The 18124-nt window shown below is 69.2% G+C and carries 13 protein-coding genes and 1 pseudogene; 5 read left to right on the top strand and 9 right to left on the bottom strand.

What is annotated here, in order from left to right; genetic code table 11:
• Window positions 1-199 (bottom strand): annotated as a pseudogene (locus AO398_RS29225) (sugar transferase); the annotation flags it as partial.
• 831 nt (window positions 200-1030) lie between these two features.
• Here AO398_RS29225 and AO398_RS29755 point away from each other — a divergent pair.
• The 4 genes from AO398_RS29755 to AO398_RS23865 all read left to right on the top strand — a co-directional run bounded on the left by AO398_RS29755 (window position 1031) and on the right by AO398_RS23865 (window position 7252).
• Window positions 1031-1648: a collagen-like protein gene (locus AO398_RS29755; protein ID WP_280139151.1), complete on the top strand. Its 618-nt coding sequence runs from the start codon at window positions 1031-1033 to the stop codon at window positions 1646-1648.
• A gap of 404 nt (window positions 1649-2052) precedes the next feature.
• Window positions 2053-3699, top strand: coding sequence for a TolC family outer membrane protein (locus tag AO398_RS23875; RefSeq protein ID WP_058194665.1), 1647 nt, complete (start codon window positions 2053-2055; stop codon window positions 3697-3699).
• A gap of 123 nt (window positions 3700-3822) precedes the next feature.
• The gene (locus AO398_RS23870) at window positions 3823-4419 is read left to right on the top strand and encodes a DUF2497 domain-containing protein (RefSeq protein WP_244498876.1); all 597 of its coding nucleotides are present in this window, start codon (window positions 3823-3825) and stop codon (window positions 4417-4419) included.
• Between the two features lie 115 nt (window positions 4420-4534).
• Window positions 4535-7252 (top strand): valine--tRNA ligase, encoded by a 2718-nt coding sequence (locus AO398_RS23865; protein WP_058194664.1) that lies wholly within the window; start codon window positions 4535-4537, stop codon window positions 7250-7252.
• Window positions 7253-7638: 386 nt separating this feature from the next.
• Here AO398_RS23865 and AO398_RS23860 read toward each other — a convergent pair whose 3' ends face one another.
• Complete coding sequence (locus AO398_RS23860) at window positions 7639-8016, bottom strand: hypothetical protein (protein WP_058194663.1); 378 nt, start codon at window positions 8014-8016, stop codon at window positions 7639-7641.
• A 332-nt stretch (window positions 8017-8348) separates the two neighbouring features.
• Here AO398_RS23860 and AO398_RS23855 point away from each other — a divergent pair, with 332 nt between their 5' ends.
• Window positions 8349-9899, top strand: a complete 1551-nt coding sequence (locus AO398_RS23855) for a Do family serine endopeptidase (protein WP_058194662.1) — start codon at window positions 8349-8351, stop codon at window positions 9897-9899.
• Window positions 9900-10167: 268 nt separating this feature from the next.
• Here the strand turns inward: AO398_RS23855 and AO398_RS23850 are convergent, their stop codons facing one another.
• The 7 genes from AO398_RS23850 to AO398_RS23820 all read right to left on the bottom strand — a co-directional run.
• Complete coding sequence (locus tag AO398_RS23850; RefSeq protein ID WP_058194661.1) at window positions 10168-10878, bottom strand: phosphorylase; 711 nt, start codon at window positions 10876-10878, stop codon at window positions 10168-10170.
• Between the two features lie 172 nt (window positions 10879-11050).
• On the bottom strand, window positions 11051-13048 hold the full coding sequence (shc, locus tag AO398_RS23845) for a squalene--hopene cyclase (RefSeq protein WP_058194667.1): 1998 nt from the start codon (window positions 13046-13048) through the stop codon (window positions 11051-11053).
• Between the two features lie 42 nt (window positions 13049-13090).
• Complete coding sequence (gene hpnE / locus AO398_RS23840) at window positions 13091-14407, bottom strand: hydroxysqualene dehydroxylase HpnE (RefSeq protein ID WP_082643427.1); 1317 nt, start codon at window positions 14405-14407, stop codon at window positions 13091-13093.
• Window positions 14407-15258: a presqualene diphosphate synthase HpnD gene (gene hpnD / locus AO398_RS23835; protein ID WP_058194659.1), complete on the bottom strand. Its 852-nt coding sequence runs from the start codon at window positions 15256-15258 to the stop codon at window positions 14407-14409. Before hpnD ends, hpnE begins: the two co-directional genes overlap by 1 nt.
• Window positions 15255-16151: a squalene synthase HpnC gene (hpnC, locus tag AO398_RS23830; protein WP_058194658.1), complete on the bottom strand. Its 897-nt coding sequence runs from the start codon at window positions 16149-16151 to the stop codon at window positions 15255-15257. Before hpnC ends, hpnD begins: the two co-directional genes overlap by 4 nt.
• Window positions 16148-17176, bottom strand: coding sequence for a hopanoid-associated sugar epimerase (gene hpnA, locus AO398_RS23825; RefSeq protein ID WP_058194657.1), 1029 nt, complete (start codon window positions 17174-17176; stop codon window positions 16148-16150). Before hpnA ends, hpnC begins: the two co-directional genes overlap by 4 nt.
• Before the next feature lie 127 nt (window positions 17177-17303).
• On the bottom strand, window positions 17304-18124 hold an 821-nt coding region (locus AO398_RS23820), incomplete at its 5' end, for a transketolase C-terminal domain-containing protein (protein ID WP_280139150.1).

The following is an 18124-nucleotide window of genomic DNA, read 5'->3' as shown; positions in this document are numbered from 1 at the left end:
AAGCCACCCCGATGTCGAGACCGCGCTTGGCCGCCCAGTCGAGCCGCAGCCCCCGCGCGACAAACGGCGTCTCCGGCAGCATCGCCTCCGCCACCCCGCTCACCTGACCGGCAATCTGATCGGCCACATCGGACATCTCAACCCTATGGTGCGGCGCAGAAGCGCCCGTGGACGTGGTGGATTCGGCATGACCCTGCATGGTCTCAGATCCTCGGTTGAGGCCAATGGCGGGTGGTTAATGATTAGTTACGACGGGGCTTATAAAGGCAGGAAATAGGGCTGGCAAGCCGCAGGATATTTTATTTACGCCGCATAAACAGGTTAGTTTTGTAAAAAACTGCAGCTCGGATTGGGATTAAGCAGCCTTGCGCAAGATTGCGAGGCAAACCTTACGTTCAGTAGTTGATACTGAATCACTGGCGCAGTCCGGCCGAAACAACGGCCGCAACAACAACTTACATGGCATGCGATTGTGCACCGCACAGATGCACCGCCCGAGCGCCATCGGACAGGCGATCGCGCTCGGCGAGTCGCCCCGTGCTGCTGCAGCACTGCCGCCCCCAAAACGAACGACCCCCGGAAACCGTTGCATCGGAAAATCGGTCGCCCGAGCGAACGGCGCCCGGACCTCTCGTGGCGTTCGCGATCCCCCGGAGCGCGAGGCCCGATGCCCGAGGCGGCGAGCGGGCAGCCACGCTGATCCCGCCCTGCAAGTCCCTCCGCGTTCCATGGCCCGGCTCAGGCCCACGTCGACCGGCGCTTCACGCCGACGATGCGTGTCTTCATCGACCCGATCGCTCAAATCGCGAATTACGCATACCGGCCATGCGAATACCGATTTCGAGCCTGCATTCGGCTAAATGGCCGCTTTTCACATCAAACTTTTCGCACGTTGTTGCGATTCGTAGAATGAGTGGCATCGTGCCGATAAGAAATTGTGGATCCGGCTATGTGTCTATCGCGGCGACAAGGCATAGGATTGCAAATATTCGCTGCGGCGATCCTAGGCATCGTTCCGGCGAGAGCCGAGATGCGCATCGAGGCTGCGAAGATCACCGCCGGCGACCTCTGGGTCCTGGGCAATGCCGGCGAGCCGGATACCGACATCACCCTCGACGGACAGTTCCCCCAGCGGACGGACAGCCGGGGTTATTTCGAGTTTCACATAGTCTATCATCCGGCGACCTGCATCGCGACGCTGCGGACACCGAAACAGGCGCGCAGCATCGTCGTGGGTGATTGCGGCCAGCAGGGCCCCGGTCTCCCGGGGCCGCCCGGCCCACGCGGCGAGGCCGGATCCCGGGGCGAGCCTGGGCCGCAGGGCGCGATGGGGCCGCCCGGCCCTCCGGGCGTCGACGGTTCCGACGGTGCACCGGGCGAACGCGGCGTGCCGGGGCCCGCGGGTCCAGTCGGCAGCGCCCGACCTGGCGGACCGCCAGGTCCTCGGGGTCCGCAAGGCATGCCCGGCCCAGCCGGCAAGGCGGCGGCGCTGCCGGGCGTCGCCGCCCAGCCCAGGCCGTCACCGGCCCTGACCGGTTCGGTCGCCCAACCGCGCCCGGCGCGCGCCCCGCGCGAGCCGGCCCCTGCCCCCGACGACGTCACGCGATCGGATCCCGGCGCGGGAGTCGCAGCCGAGGATCGGTATTGAGCCGACCGGCCACGTCCAGCACGTCGCCCCCGCCGGCTCACGGCTGCAGGGCCCACCATTGCGCCGAGCGCAGGGACACGGCCCGAGTACCAAGTGTCCCGCACGAACGCCGCGGCGCATCCGTGTGGCATCAACCCGTTCGAACCATGGACGAAATCGCCCTTTCCGGGCCCCGCATCGGCGGGCCCGGCAGCGTCAGCGCCGTTGCGGCGTCATGTGTCACCTTAATGCCCCAACGCGGCACATTCCGACGCCGAAGCCGGGCAAGCCCGAGCCAAACGGGCGGATTTGCGCTAAGCGTAACGGTGGGGCGGGCTTGAATCGGATCCCTGCGTAACGCCGTACCTTGGCCGTTTTCGTGGCGGACATCCGGACCGTTAAGAGACCGCAAGGGCTTGTTAATCGTGACAATACGTCCACCAGCGAGTTGCCCCGCTCTCCGAGTCTTCGGAATAGCGTCCGGACTTGCACTCTTGGCGACCAATCCTTCTCTTGCCGAGACTTTGGAAAGCGCACTCGCGAAAGCCTACCAGGGCAATCCGACCCTGAATGCCGGCCGGGCCGGCGTCCGTGCCATCGACGAGAACGTCGCGATCGCCCAGGCGGGCTACCGTCCGCAGGTCAATGTCGCGGCGTCGATCGGCGTGCAGTACCTGCAATCGCGTGGCAGTCTGGCGGCCGGCGTCGGTGGCGGATCCAGCACCGGAGCCACCACTGCGACCGGCGGAACCACCGGAACGGCGCTCTCTGGAACGACCGCCGGAAGCTCGAGCCTGAGCGGAAGCACGGGCGTCGGCTCCGGTCTCGGGGCCACCACGGGGATCGGGACCACGAGCACCACGTCCGGCCTCACGTCCGGAACGTCCGCCAGCCAAGGCGGCACCGGGACTGGGCCGACCGACGTGGCGACCACGGCGGTGACGTCGAATCGGACGGTGCGCACCACCTACCTGCCGAGCACCGCCAGCTTGACCGTCTCGCAGACGCTCTTCAACGGGTTCCAGACCGACAACAACGTCCGCCGGGCCGAATCGACCGTCTTCAGCCAGCGGGAGACCCTGCGCTTCACCGAGCTCACGGTCCTCTACAACGCCGTCCAGGCGTACATGAACGTGCTCAGCAACACGGCCACGCTCGAGCTCAACCGGAATAATGTCGAGGTTCTCGAGGAGCAGCTCCGGCAGACCCGGGACCGCTTCAATGTCGGCGAGGTGACCCGCACGGACGTTGCCCAGGCCGAGGCGCGCCCGGCCGGCGCGCGCTCGCAGGTCAGCACCGCCGAATCGAACCTGCGCACGAGCATCGGCGTCTACCGCCAGAACATCGGCGTGGAGCCCCGCCAGCTCGCGCCGGGACGGCCGCTGGACCGGTACGTCCCGGCGAGCCTCGACGCGGCGATCGGCATCGGTCTCCGCGAGCATCCGCAGGTCGTCTCGGCGATCCACGCCGTCGATGCGGCGGAAGCGCAGGTCAGGGTCCTCGAAGGTCAGCTGGCCCCGCAGGTCAGCCTGCAGGGCTCCCTCAGCCAGTTCTACGATCAGAACGGACCGAACACGAGTTTCTTCGTCGGCTTCGTGGGCGGCCGGCTCAACATCCCGATCTACGAGGGCGGCCAGACCTACGCGCAGATCCGGCAGGCCAAGGAGACGGTCGGCCAGTACCGCATCCAGGTCGATCAGGTCCGCGACCAGGTCCGGGCGCAGATCGTCGATTTCTGGGGCCGGCTGGAGGCCGCCAAGGCCCAGGTCATCGCCGCCCAGGCCCAGGTCCAGGCCAACGAGGTGGCGCTCAACGGCGTGCGTGAGGAGGCCCGGGTCGGCCAGCGCACCACCCTCGACGTGCTCAACGCGCAGCAGGAACTGCTGAACTCGCGGGTGAACCTGATCCTGGCCCAGCGCGACCGGGTGATCTTCTCCTACGGCGTGGTCCAGTCGATCGGGCAGCTCACCGCCCGCTTCACCGCGTTGCCGGTGGAGTACTACAGCGCCAAGATCCACTACGATCAGGTCAAGGATCTGTGGTTCGGCCTGCGCACCCCGGACGGGCGCTGAGGTCTTTTCCACGGGGAGTGTGGTGCAGGCGCGCTTGCCGCGACGAATTGGCATGGAATACTGTTTGACGAGCGGCCCGATCGGGTCATCTTCCCAATATCCCATGCCTGAGCGCGCCTGTTGATGAGTGCAGCGAGCCCCAAGATCCCGGACTCGAAATTCCAGGACAAGGCTGCCGAGAAGGCGCATGAGCCTTCGATGGAAGAGATTCTCGCCTCGATCCGGCGGATCATCGCCGACGATCAGGCGGCCAAGCCCGCCGAGACCGCCTCCGCGCCCGAGCCCGACGACGTGCTCGACCTCGCCGAGGTCGCCGAGCCGGTGATGCGGCCTCGCGCCGTCCCGCCGCCGGAGCCGACGCCCGCCCCGCTCGACTTCGACGCGATCGATTTCGAGGATGAGGCGATCGCCGAACCGGAGCCCGAGCCGGCGCCCCCGCCCGCGCGTCCGAGCCCGCCGCCGCAGCCCCAGCCGATGTTCCAGGCACCGCGACCGGAGCCGGAATCCGAGGCTCTGGTCTCGCCGGCCACCGATGCCACCGTCAACGGCGCCTTCAACCTGCTGGCCCACACGGTGCTGACGCAGAACGCCCGCACCCTCGAGGATCTGGTCAAGGAGATGCTCCGGCCGATGCTCAAGTCCTGGCTCGACGACAACCTGCCGGCCGTCGTCGAGCGGCTGGTGCGCGCCGAGATCGAGCGGGTCTCGCGCGGCCGCTGAGCCGACCGCCCCTCCGTCCGGGGCCTGCCCGCTGCCGGGCATGTGTTGACGGACGCGGCCCGACGGTCGAAAGCGGGTCCAACCCTGTTGGACAAGCCTTCGGCCCATACACGCGATGATGGACAAGACCTTCGAGCCCGCCTCCGTCGAGGCGCGGATCTCCGCCGCCTGGGTTGAGGCGGACGCATTCCGGGCCGGCCGGCCCGAGCGCGCCGGCGCCACGCCCTACTGCATCGTGATCCCGCCGCCGAACGTGACGGGCTCGCTGCATATGGGCCACGCCCTCAACAACACGCTGCAGGACGTGCTCTGCCGCTTCGAGCGCATGCGCGGCAAGGACGTGCTCTGGCAGCCCGGCACGGATCACGCCGGCATCGCCACCCAGATGGTGGTCGAGCGCCGCATGATGGAGCGCCAGGAGCCCGGCCGCCGGGCGATCGGCCGGGCGGCCTTCGTCGAGAAGGTCTGGGCCTGGAAGGCGGAATCCGGCGGCGCCATCGTCAACCAGCTCAAGCGCCTCGGCGCCTCTTGCGACTGGTCGCGGGAGCGTTTCACCATGGACGAGGGCCTGAGCCGCGCGGTGCTCAAGACCTTCGTGGACCTGCACCGCCAGGGCCTGATCTACCGCGACAAGCGGCTGGTGAACTGGGACCCGAAGTTCCAGACCGCGATCTCGGACCTCGAGGTCCAGCAGATCGAGACCAAGGGCCATCTCTGGCACTTCGACTACCCGGTGGTCGATGAGACCGGCGCCGAGACCGGCGAGATCATCACGGTCGCCACCACCCGGCCCGAGACGATGCTGGGCGATACCGGCATCGCGGTCCATCCCGAGGACGAGCGCTACACGGCGCTCGTCGGCAAGCAGGTCCGCCTGCCCCTGGTCGGCCGCCTGATCCCGATCGTCGCCGACGCGTATTCGGACCCCGAGAAGGGCACGGGTGCGGTCAAGATCACGCCGGCGCACGATTTCAACGACTTCGATGTCGGCCGGCGACGCAATCTCGGGGTGATCAACATCCTCGATCCCGAGGGCCGGATGCTGCTCGACGGCAACGCCGCGTTCCTGGCCGATACGGTGCCCGAGCCCGAGGCCCTGGCGCTGCACGGACTCGACCGGGCGGCGGCGCGCAAGGCGGTCGTCGCCCTGATGGAAGCGCGCGGGCGCCTGCGCACCATCGAGCCGAATACCCATGCGGTCCCGCACGGCGATCGCTCGGGCGTGGTCATCGAGCCGTATCTCACCGACCAATGGTACGTGAACGTCAAGCCGCTCGCGGAACGCGCGCTCCAGGCCGTGCGCGACGGCCAGACGAAGTTCGTGCCCGAGAACTACGAGAAGATCTTCTTCCAGTGGCTCACCAACATCGAGCCCTGGTGCATCTCGCGCCAGCTTTGGTGGGGCCACCAGATCCCGGTCTGGTACGATTCCGAGGGCGGGATCTTCGTGGCCGAGAGCGAGGCCGAGGCCCTGGCCCTGGCCGAAGCGACGCACGGGCACCCGGTGGCGCTGACCCGGGACGAGGACGTCCTCGATACGTGGTTCTCCTCCGCGCTCTGGCCGTTCTCGACCCTGGGCTGGCCGGACTCGACCCCGGAATTGGCCCGTTACTACCCGACCAACGCCCTGGTAACCGGCAAGGACATCCTGTTCTTCTGGGTCGCCCGGATGATGATGATGGGCCTGCACCTCACCGACCGGGCACCGTTCGAAACGGTCTACCTGCACACGCTGGTGCGCGACGCCTCCGGCGCCAAGATGTCGAAGTCGAAGGGCAACGTCGTCGATCCCCTTGAGCTGATCGAGCAGGTCGGGGCCGACGCCCTGCGCTTCACCCTGTGCGCGCTCGCCGTCCAGGGCCGTGACATCAAGCTGTCCGCCGACCGGGTTCAGGGCTACCGCAACTTCACGACCAAGCTCTGGAACGCCGCCCGCTTCGCCGAGCTGAACGGCTGCCAGCTCGACCCCGCCTACGATCCGCGGGCGATCACCGGGGCGATCAACCGCTGGGCGCTGACCGAGGCTGCCCGCGCCGTGGACGAGGTGACGGCGGCTCTCGAAGCCTATCGGTTCAACGATGCGGCAGGCGCCGCCTACCGCTTCGTCTGGAATATCGTCTGCGATTGGTACCTCGAATTGGCCAAGCCCGTGCTGCAGGGCGAGGGCGTTGATCCGGCCGTCCGCGCCGAGACCCAGGCGACGGTCGCGTTCCTGATCGATCAGGTCGCCAAGCTGCTGCATCCGTTCATGCCGTTCCTCACCGAGGAACTCTGGGCGATCAAGGGCGCGGCGATGCCCGAGCGTGGCCTCCTGGCGCTGGCCGCATGGCCGGATCTGGCCGGGCTCGCGGATGCCGGCGCCGAGGCCGAGGTGGGCTTCGTCGTCGATCTCGTCAGTCAGGTTCGCTCGGCCCGCTCCGAGACCAGCGTCCCGGCTGCGGCGCAGATTCCGCTGGTGATGGTCGGGGCGTCCCCGGAGGTCCGCACCCGGGTCGAAGCCTGGCGGGACACGCTGCTGCGCCTGGCCCGGCTCTCCGAGATCACGTTTACCGAGACGCCTCCGAAGAACTCGGTGCAGCTCCTCGTGCGGGGCAGCGTCGCGGCGCTGCCGCTCGAAGGCATCGTCGATCTCGCCGCCGAGGTCGCCCGCCTGAAGAAGGAGCAGGGCAAGGCGCAGGGCGAGATCAAGAAGATCGACGCTAAGCTCGGCAACGCCGATTTCGTCGCCCGCGCGCCCGAGGAGATCATCGAGGAGAATCGCGAGCGCCGGGAGGCCGAGGCGGCGCGGCTGGTGAAGATCGAGGAAGCGCTGGCGCGGCTGAGCGGGGATTGATCGCTTACGGCTGACGGGAGGAACGGTTCGGTAAAAACCCATTTCATCGGGTATCGTGAGCTATTCTCGGTCGCCACCTGATCGGGAATAGCTCCGAACGCGCCCTGGGAAGCCTGCAAGATCGCTCGAATCTCAAGGCCTTGCTTGAAAGAATGCCGTCAGCTCAGGTGACAGGACCCAGTGAGGTCATGCGTCTAATGACAAAACACGCACTAGACGGACTTGGCATCGGCTACGTCGACGCGCATCTGCTTACTCCGGCCAAACTCATGCCGGGCTCCAGGGTCTGGACACGTGACCGACGCTTGGCTGCCGTAAGCGATCGGCTTGGGTTATCCCACCAAGTGCTCCACTGAAGCCATCGATACGAGCGCTTTTCCTCGGTTTCAGCGACGGGTGCCGAGGGGACCCACGAACGGGTTGGGCGCGCTCGCGCTGCCATACGAATCGCTGCTCGAGCTGCCGAAACCGTCGCCCGTCGGGCCGCGCGGGTGGGTGGAATAGTCGGGCGGCACGTAGATCCCGGCCCGGTTCCGATAGCCGGGCTTCAAGTTGGCCGGGTTTCCGGGGGCAGTGCAGTCCTCGTAGCGCCTTGTATCGACGTCCTCGATGGAATGGGACTTGGTCTTCGGGGGCTTCAGCTTGGTCCGATCGCCGACAGCGGGCTTTGCGTCGAAATAGTTCCGATAATCCGAGTACCGATCGGCTGCCATAGCGCCGGTGACCGACCCCAAGAGCAGGATCACCGCAAATACCGTCTTCATCGCCCAATCCTCACGCATCTCACGCGACGCCAGCCTGCAGAGCCAAACGTTATGGCCGCCTGCCGGGAACGATCGGAGTGTAGCGCCACCGCCCGAGCACGCCGGTGACAGGTGGCACAAGCGAGGGATTTCGCCGGAGTCACCCTCGCGACTCGGCATTGCCCGGTCGCCGGCCGGGGGCCGACCATGGCCGCCTCGCCCCCGAATCGGCCCACATGTCCAAACCGTAATTCGACCGCCACGCCGAGGTCAGGCGCTGCCCTCTAGACCAATCGCATCGACCGCCGCGTCCCCGGCGTCGTCCCGATCCCTTGCAAGAGGTTGCGATCCCCATGACCGAGACCAGCCCCCAGACCCCGATCTCCGGCCGCACCTCGCGCCGCGCCCTCGCCTTCCTGGCCGGCGCGGCGCTGATCGTCGGCGGTGCCCTTGGCACCACCCTGCCCTCCGTCACGCCGGCCTACGCCCAGGCCCTGCCGAAGACCCCGATCGAGGCTCCCGAGCATCCCCCGGGCTCGTTCGCCGGCATCGTCAACAAGGTGAAGCCGGGCGTCGTCTCGGTGAAGGTCAAGCTCGATGATTCGGCGAGCAGCGACGACGAGGACGGTCCAGGCCAGGGCTCCGGCCAGGGCCAGAACCTCCAGAACGTGCCGCCGCAGCTGCGCGAGTTCTTCCGCCGCTTCGGCCAGAACGGCCCGGGCGGCGGCCAGCCGCAGCAGCGCCAGGGCTCACGCGGCGCGGTCGGCTCCGGCTTCATCATCTCGGCCGATGGCTACGTGGTGACCAACAATCACGTGGTCGATCACGCCAAGACCGTGCAGGTGACTCTGGACGATGGCCGGACCCTCGACGCGAAGGTGATCGGCAAGGATGCCAAGACCGACGTTGCGCTCCTGAAGATCAACGAGGGCTCGAACTTCCCCTACGTCCAGTTCGGCAAGACCGCCCCGCAGGTCGGCGACTGGGTGGTGGCGATCGGCAACCCGTTCGGCCTCGGCGGCACCGTTACCGCCGGCATCGTCTCGGCCCGCGGCCGCGACATCGGTGCCGGCCCCTACGACGACTTCCTGCAGATCGACGCCCCGATCAACAAGGGCAATTCCGGCGGCCCGACCTTCAACGTCAACGGCGAGGTGGTCGGTGTGAACACCGCCATCGCGTCCCCGTCCGGCGGCAGCGTCGGTCTGGCCTTCGCGATCCCGGCCGAGACCGTCCAGGCGGTGGTCGATCAGCTCCGCACGGACGGCAAGGTCGCCCGCGGCTACCTCGGCGTGCAGATCCAGCCGGTGACGCAGGACATCGCCGACGGCCTGGGCCTCGACAAGGCGAAGGGCGCCCTGGTCGATCATGCCGAAAGCGGGACCCCGGCGGCCAAGGCCGGCCTGAAGGCCGGCGACGTGATCGAGAAGGTCAACGGCGATACGGTCGACAGCGCCCGCGAGCTCTCGCGCCGCATCGCCGGCATGAAGCCCGGCGCCAAGGTCGAGCTGAGCTACCTGCGCGGCGGCAAAGCCGATACCGCGACGGTGACGCTCGGCGCCATGCCCACCGACGGCACCAAGGTCGCCACCCGCGAGGATGATTCGGGCAACGGTCAGCCGCGGCTCGGCCTGAACCTCGCCCCGGCCGCCGATGTCGGTCTGTCCGAGCAGGGGGTTGCCGTGGTCCAGGTCGATCCGGACGGTCCGGCCGCCGCCAAGGGCATCGAGGCCGGCGACGTGATCCTTGATGTCGGCGGCCAGAGCGTGACCCGTCCCGCAGACGTGGCCGCGCAGATCCGGGCGGCGGAAGCGAGCGGTCGCAAGGCCGTGCTGATGCGGGTGAAGAGCAGCAAGGGCCAGACGCGCTTCGTGGCGGTCTCGCTCAGCAAGAACGCCGGCTGAGGCCGATCTCTACCCGGCGCGGGGGGTTCTCCCCTCCTCGCGCCGTCTCGTGCTTCCTCCCGACTGACGCCGGCCGAACAGGCCGGCGTTTTTTGTTGCGGCGTGCTGTCCGATGCGCCTGTGATCGTCTCTCGGCTATGGGACCCGCACCGTCATCGCGCGCGTAGCGAACCGACCTAGGGACACGCCACGCGCGTGAACGGCGCGCCACACTGGGTCGCTTCGCTTCGCTGCGCTCGCGATGACGGTGAGAGTGATTGCGGACCGATCAGCCGGAAACCGGATGAGACGGTACCGGAATCCCCAGCCCCGGCCCCAACCGCGCCCGGCACTTCCCCAGCGCCGCGAAAGCCGCATTGGAGTCCCGGGCGAGCCGCATCAAGTCGCCGAGCCGCGCCCGGCCCCGGGCGAAGGCGAAGAACACGGCGGCGATGTCGGGCTCGCCGTCCGGCGTAAGGGCCTGGGCCGCGAAGGCCGGCAGCGCCTGGTTGGCTGGGTCGCAGATCACCCGCAGGGCTGCGAAGGGCAGGCCATGCCGGCCTGCGAAGGCGGCCGCGACGTGGGATTCCATGTCGACGGCGGCGGCGCCGGTCTGGGCGCGCAGCTCGGCCTTGCCGTCGACCCCGAGCACGGCCGTATCGACGCCCGCCAGATCGGCCGGGATTACCCGGGGACCGAGTCCGGACAGGACGTTAAGGAGGGTGGCAGATAGGTCGAGATCGGCGGCACGCCGGCCTTCCTCGCCGACGATACCGGTGCCCACCACCACGTCGCCGGGCTTCAGGGACGGGTCGAGGCCACCCGCAATGCCGAAGCTGATCACCGCCCGGCAGCCGGGCTGCGGGCGCGCATCGAGGAGCTGACGGAGGCGGTGCGGGTTGCCGCCGGCCCCCACCGCTTCGACGCCCTCCCCGGCGGCGAGGCGGCGCTCGCGGGCGAGACCGGTGACGGCGAGGACGGGCGCGGCGGGAGCGATCATCGCGCGCTGGTGGACCAGTCCGGCGAGCTCCGCAAGGAGCCGCGACGGCCGGGGAGCCGGTGTCGCGGGATCGTCGTCGGGGGAAGCCACGTGCGGAATACCGGGGTTCGCGGGTCGGTGGGACAATGCGAGCCGCCGGTGGGACCGGCCCAGCGGGCCGGTCCCATGAGCATCACATGCCGAACTGCACGCGCCGGCTGTTGGTCCGCTTGAGGTTGCGGTAGCGCGCCATCGCCCAGAGCGGGAAGAACTTCGGGTAGCCATGGTACCGCAGGTAGAACACCCGCGGGAAGCCCGTCGCGGTATAGCGTTCCTCGTTCCAGAACCCGTCCGCGCCCTGCGTGCGCGTCAGGAAGTTGATGCCGCGGGTCACCGCCGGGTCGTCGACCGCACCGGCCGCCATCAGAGCGAGCAGCGCCCAGGCGGTCTGAGAGGCCGTGGAAGAGCCCGCCTCGAAGGCCGGATCGATCTTGTAGGAATTGGCATCCTCGCCCCAGCCGCCATCCGGGTTCTGGATCCGGATCAGCCAGGAAACCGCGCGTTGGATCCGCGGATCGGCCGAATCGACGCCCGCAGCGTTCAGCGCGCACAGCACCGACCAGGTGCCGTAGATGAAGTTCATGCCCCAGCGACCGTACCAGGAGCCGTCCTCCTCCTGGTCGTTCAGCAGGTAGTTCACGCCGCGGTCGAGCGCGCGGGACGTCTCGCGGGTCTCACCGAGCTGGGCCAGCATCCCGACCACCCGGGCGGTCACGTCCGCGGTCGGCGGATCGAGCAGCGCGCCGTGGTCCGAGAACGGGATGTGGTTGAGGTACATGTGGTTGTTGTCGGCGTCGAACGCCGCCCAGCCGCCGTCCTCGGACTGCAGCCCCTCCACCCATTCCCGGGCCCGGGCGATCGAAGCCTTGTAGTCGGGCATGCCGGCCACCAGCCCGTGCTGGTGCATGGCCCGGTCCATGGCCATCACCACCACGGCGGTGTCGTCGAGGTCGGGGTAATGCGCGTTGGCGTATTGGAAGGCCCAGCCGCCGGGGCGGACCTTCGGCTTGCGCGCCGCCCAGTCGCCGACGATGTCGAGCACCTGACGGGGCTTCAGCCAGTCGAGCCCGGCGCGGGCCTGGGCCTCGGCCTCGGGGCTGCCAGCCTCCAGCAGAGCGTGGGCGGCCAGCGCCGTATCCCAGACCGGCGAGACGCAGGGCTGGACGTAGGCCTCGTCGGCCTTCTGGACCACCAGCTTCTCAATGGCATCGCAGGCGACCCGCACCTGCGGGTGATCGGGCCGGTAGCCCATCACCTCGTACATCAGCACCGAATTGACCATGGCGGGGAAGATCGCCCCCAGGCCATCCTCGCCGTTCAGGCGCTCGCTGACCCAGGCCCGGGCCTTCTCCATGGCGCGCTGGCGGCTCTTGCGCGGCAGGCGATCCTCGACGAGCTGCAGCATCCGGTCGATGAAGCCGAAGATCGGCGTCCACGGCCAGGTGGCGTGCGGGGAGCCCGGCCAGGTCCGGACGCTCTCGGGCGGCGTGATGAACAGCTCCTGGACGCTGATGCCGCGCGGATTGCGGGCGCGGGGCTTGGTCGCCTGGAGGACGAACAGCGGCACCACGGTGGTACGGGCCCAGTAGCTGATCTTGTCGAGGTGGAACGGGAACCACTTCGGCAGGAACATCACTTCCACGGGCATCACCGGCACGGCGCGCCAGGGCACCTCGCCGTAGAGGGCCAGCATGAAGCGCGTGAAGACGTTGGCGTTGGCCGCGCCGCCGCGGGACAGGATCGCCTCGCGGGCCCGGCGCATATGCGGCGCCTCGATGTCGTCGCCGATCATCTTGAGGGCGAAATACGCCTTGACCGTGCAGCTCATGTCGAACGGCCCCTCGTGGACGAGGGCCCAGCCGCCGTGCCGGCCTTGGGTGCGACGCAGGTAGTTGCCGATCTTGGCCTCGAGGCCCTCGGCGACCGGTGTGCCGCGGAAATGGTGGAACAGGACGTACTCGGACGGGATCGTGGCATCCGCCTCGAGCTCGAAGCAGATATGCCCGTCGTCATGCGCCAGGTTGATCAGCGAGCGCGTCGCCTGCGTCACGCCGCGCTCGACATCGTCGAGCGAGATCTCCTGGGTCTTCGAGCGCTGAAGCGGCTCGACCTTGCTTACGGCCTCTCTCATGGTCCTCGCCTCGAACGGCCGCTGCGTTGCGGCCGCCATGCCTCAAGCGGCGCCCAATGCGCCTAACACCGGCGCGCCTACCCCGGCACGCACGGAAGATCCGTGACGCAGGGCACGCGCGGCCGTCTTGCCAGAGCGGATCGCTCCCTCGATCGTCGATGGCAGACCGGTGGCGGTCCAATCGCCTGCCAGGACGAGGTTCTCGTAGGCGGTTTCGGCCCCCGAGCGACGCGCGGCCTCAGCCGGTGTCGCGGCGAAGGTCGCACGCTTCTCCTTTACGATCTGCCAGCTAGGCAGTTCCGGGGCAAGATTGCACAAAGCCGAGATCTCCCCCCAGATCTGGCGGGCGAGGTCTTCCCGCGGCACGTCGAGGAGCCGATCGGCACCGCTGATCGTGACCGAGTACCGGTCCGGATAAGCGAAAAGCCACTCTGTCAGAGAGTTTACGACGCCGAGGATCAGCGGACTGCCGGGTTTCGGGACCATCGCGAAATGCGCGTTCACGATCGAGCGGAATTCCACGGGGGCGAGGAGACCGGGCAACACCTCCCGGGCCACCCAGGGCGGCAGGGCGAGCACGATTCCATCCTCGGGGCCGATCGCCTCCGGACCATCCGAGAACAGCAGCTGCCCGATTCGGCCGTCGGCACCATCGAGGCCGCCCAGGCGCCGGCCGAGGCGGATCTCGCAGCCGCGCGCCGTCAGGTAGCGCAGGGCGGGGTCCACGAAGGCGTAGGACAGGCCCTCCACCGCCACCAGGGGACGACAGGCCTTGCCGCCGGCACCCAGGGTCTCGCGCAGGATCCGGGCGGCCAGCCCGACATCGCTGTCCCGCGGCTCGGTGTTGAGCGCGGCCAGCAGCACCGGGTGCCAGAGCCGGGCGTAGAGATCGCCCTCGCAGGCCATGCTGTCGCCGATCGTGCCGCCCGCGCCTTCCGGCTTGCCGGAGGCCGCACGCAGGATTCCGAGCGGAGCCAGATAGTCGCGGGCGCGGGTGCCGGGGACGCGCCGCGACGGGCTCATCACCCACCAGGGCAGTCGCCCGGCATTGGGGCGCAGGCACCAGCGATCGCCGGTCTTCAGGTCGGCGAAGTCGAACGCCGCCTCGTCGGGGCCGGTGAGCGCATCGGCGGGGGCGCCCACAGTCTTGAGGAAGCCCAAGGCATCGGCATTGCCCGACAACAGCAGGTGGTTGCCGTTGTCGATGGTCAGCCCGAGGGCCGGGTCGTAATAGGAGCGGCAGCGTCCGCCGGCCTGCTTGGCGGCCTCGTGCAGCACCACCTGGGCACCGGTCTCGGCGAGCGCGACGGCCGCGGAAAGACCGGCCAGGCCGGCACCGACGACGTGGATGCGTCCCATCAGATCAGACCATGGCGGAGGGCGACGGCGAGCAGTGCGAGCTTGCCGGGCTTCACCCGGGCGCGGGGCATCGCCCAGCCGCGGGCGATCACAGCCTTGAGGTAGAGATGGTAGGCCGCCGCCATCAGCCGGGCGGCCTTGGTCGCCTTGCGGGGGCTGCGCCGGATGATCTCCCAGGTCGCCTGGTAATGATCCTCGGCCTCCCGGGCCACCGACAGGCAGACCTCGCCGATCCGCGGATGGCCAATCGCCTCCAGGGGCGTCGGATCGGTCAGGCCGATGGCGGCCAGCTTTTCCCGGGGGAGGTAGAGACGGCCGCGCTCGGCATCCTCGTCGATGTCCCGGAGGATGTTGGTCAGCTGGAGCGCCCGGCCCTGGTGCCAGGCGAGCCGGATGCCGTCCGCCTCCGGCATGCCGAAGATCCGCACCGACAGCCGCCCGACCGCGCTCGCGACCCGGTCGCAGTAGAGATCGAGGGTCTCGGCATCGGGGGCGACGATGTCCTCGACGGCATCCATGGCCATGCCGTCGATGACCGCCTGGAAATCCGCGCGCTTGAGGTCGTAGCGGCGCACCGGCTCGACGAGGTCGCGCACCCGCGCGGCCGGACGACCGGCATAGAGGGCGTCGATGTCGGCGCGCCAGCGGTCGAGTTCGACCTGCCGGACCGCCCGTGTGCCGCCATCGTCGGCCACGTCGTCGACGGCGCGACAGAAGGCGTAGACGGCATACATCGCCTCGCGCCGCTCCTTCGGGAGCAGGCGCATGGCGGTGTAGAAGGACGAGCCGGCGGCCGCCTGACCCGGGGCGGCGGCCTCCTGGGCGGGGGCGGTGGTGGCAGTGGCGCTCACGAGCGGATTCCCTGAGCCGCGGCCCGTACGGTCCGGCCCCGGAAGGGTCGGCGCGCCAGGGTGGCGGCGACGCCGCCGAGCGCGGTGAGCGCGAAGGCGGCCTTGCCGTGATGGACTTTTTCCGAGAGCGGATCGCGCGTGGTCAGGCCTTTGGCGAGCACCACGGCGAGGCGGTGGATCGCGGCGATCTCCAGGGAGAGCCGCAGGTCATCGATCAGGTCGGGCAGGACGGCGCCCTCGTCGAGGAGGTCGAGGCAGCGTTGCGCCAGTTCGGCGATCACCGCCCGGAGTTGCGGGCTCGCCTTGGGCGCGCCCAGCATCGCGATGCTCGCGCCGTGCCGGTCGAGGGCATCCTGCGGGAGGTAGACCCGGTCGAGGCCGGTGAAATCCTTGCCGCAATCCTGAAGGTGATTGATGATCTGCAGCGCCGCGCAGATCGCGTCGGAGGACTTCCAGACCCGGGCCGGGTCCTCGCCGTGAACGTCGAGCACGAAGCGCCCCACCGGCATCGCCGAGTAGCGGCAGTAATGGATCAGCTCATCCCAATTGGCCGTGCGGTTCTTGCGCGCGTCCATCCGGAAGGCGTCGAGCAGTTCCAGCGCGTGGCGCGGCGGCAGGCCACGGGCAGCGAGCTCACGCTTGAGCGGCTCCGCCTCGGGATGGGACGGGCCGGCCCCGGTGAGCGCCTCGGCCAGCCGGTCGAGCAGCGCGAGCTTGCGCTCGGATGTCAGGTCCGTGTGGTCGGCCACGTCGTCGCCGGCGCGGACAAAGTTGTAGAAGGCCAGGATCGCACCGCGGTGACGCGGATGGATCAGGTGCGAGGCGACCGGAAAGTTCTCATCGCGGTGGCCCTTGCCGGAGCGCGCGTCGGTTGCGGTGTCGAGCTGGCTCATCCGAGATACCCGGCCTGGCGGAACCACGCGATCGCGTCGGACAGGCCTTCGCGATAGGGCCGTGCGGTGTAGCCCAGCTCGGCGCGGGCCTTCTTGTCGGAGAAGAACATCCGGTACCGGGACATGCGGATGCCGTCGATTGTGGCGAACGGCTGGCGGCCCGTGACCCGGGCAGCGAGCTGCGCGAAGAACGCCACCGGGTAGACCGCGGCCCGCGGCAGGTTCACGGTCGGCGGCTTGCGGCCGACCATGCCGGCGATGTCGGCGAGCATCTGCGACAGGAACACGTCCTCGCCGCCCAGGATGTAGCGCTCGCCGATCCGGCCCTTGCGGAGCGCCAGCAGATGGCCGTGGGCCACATCGTCGACATGGGCGAGGTTGAGGCCGGTATCGACGAAGGCCGGCATCTTGCCGAGCGCGGCCTCCTGGATGATCCGGCCGGTGGGGGTCGGCTTCACGTCCCGGGGGCCGATCGGCGTCGACGGGTTGACGATCACCGCCTGCAACCCGTCCCGGGCGATCATCTCCTCGACCACGCGCTCGGCCACGACCTTGCTGCGCTTGTAGGCGCCGATGGCGGTCTCGGGGGTCAGCGGCATGGTCTCGTCGGAGGGCGTGACCCCGTCGGCCGGCGGCTTGATGGTGGCGACGCTCGACGTATAGACCACCCGCTCGACGCCGGCCTCGAGGGCGGCACGCATCATCAGGCGGGTGCCGTCGCGGTTGGTGCGGACGATCTCTTCCATATCCGGCGCCCAGAGCCGGTAATCGGCGGCGGCGTGGATCACGTAGCGCTGGCCGCGCAGGGCAGCGGCCACGGCCGCCGGATCGCGCATGTCGCCTTCGGCGATCTCGACATCGGTCCAGGTCAGGTTCCGGCGCGGGCTCGTGGCGCGCACGAGGATGCGCACCGGGAAGCCCGCCCGGCGGAACACGTCGACCAGGGCTGAACCGAGGAACCCGCTTGCACCGGTGATCAGCACGGGGCCGACCTCGGACGGGCCGGAGGAAGTGGCCTCTACCATCACATGTCTAAAGCGTTGCGGAATGCCGGCGCGGGCGGGGGACCCCGCCGCGCCGCGCTTGTGTCATCGAACCGCGTGAGCGGCAAGCGAGGCGCAGGACCGCGTCCCCGCATCATTGCGCCGGCCGTCAGGCCAGGCGCAGGCGCGAGCGGCCTTCCTTGCGCTCCGGCAGCGTCGCGAGCGCGGTCTTGACGATGGTGGCGGCGTCGAGCCCGGCCTCGGCGTACATCCTCTCCGGGCTGTCGTGGTCCTGGTAGGTGTCCGGCAGCGTCAGCGTCCGCACCCGCACCCGGCCCGCATCCAGCGCGCCCTGCTCCGACAGCAGGTGCAGCACCATCGCCCCGAACCCGCCGCGCGAGCCCTCCTCGATGGTGATCAGCACCTCGTGGCTCTGCGCCAGATCCAGGATCAGCGCCTCGTCCAGAGGCTTGGCGAAGCGCGCATCCGCCACCGTCACCGCCACGCCCTGCTCGGACAGCGTGTCCGCCGCCTTCAGGGCCTCGGACAGGCGCGTGCCGAGCGACAGGATCGCCACCCGGGCCTCCGGGTCCTGGCGCACCATCCGGCCCTTGCCGATCGCCAGAACCTCGCCCCGCTCCGGCAGCTCGACGCCGACGCCCTCGCCGCGCGGGTAGCGCAGCGCGATCGGGCCCGAGTCATGGGCGTGGGCGGTCGCCACCATGTGCACCAGCTCGGCCTCGTCGGCCGCCGCCATCACGGTCATGTTCGGCAGGCAGCACAGGTAGGCCAGGTCGAACGCACCGGCATGCGTCGCCCCGTCGGCGCCGACCAGCCCGGCCCGGTCCAGGCAGAACCGCACCGGCAGGTTCTGCAGCGCCACGTCGTGCACGACCTGGTCGTAGGCCCGCTGCAGGAAGGTCGAGTAGATCGCCACGAACGGCCGGTAGCCCTCCGTCGCCAACCCGCCCGCGAACGTCACCGCGTGCT

This window comes from Methylobacterium sp. GXS13 (assembly GCF_001455965.1).
Classification (GTDB): Bacteria; Pseudomonadota; Alphaproteobacteria; order Rhizobiales; family Beijerinckiaceae; genus Methylobacterium.
Note: the sequence above shows the minus strand (reverse complement) of the source record. Positions and strands in the feature narration are given on the sequence as shown.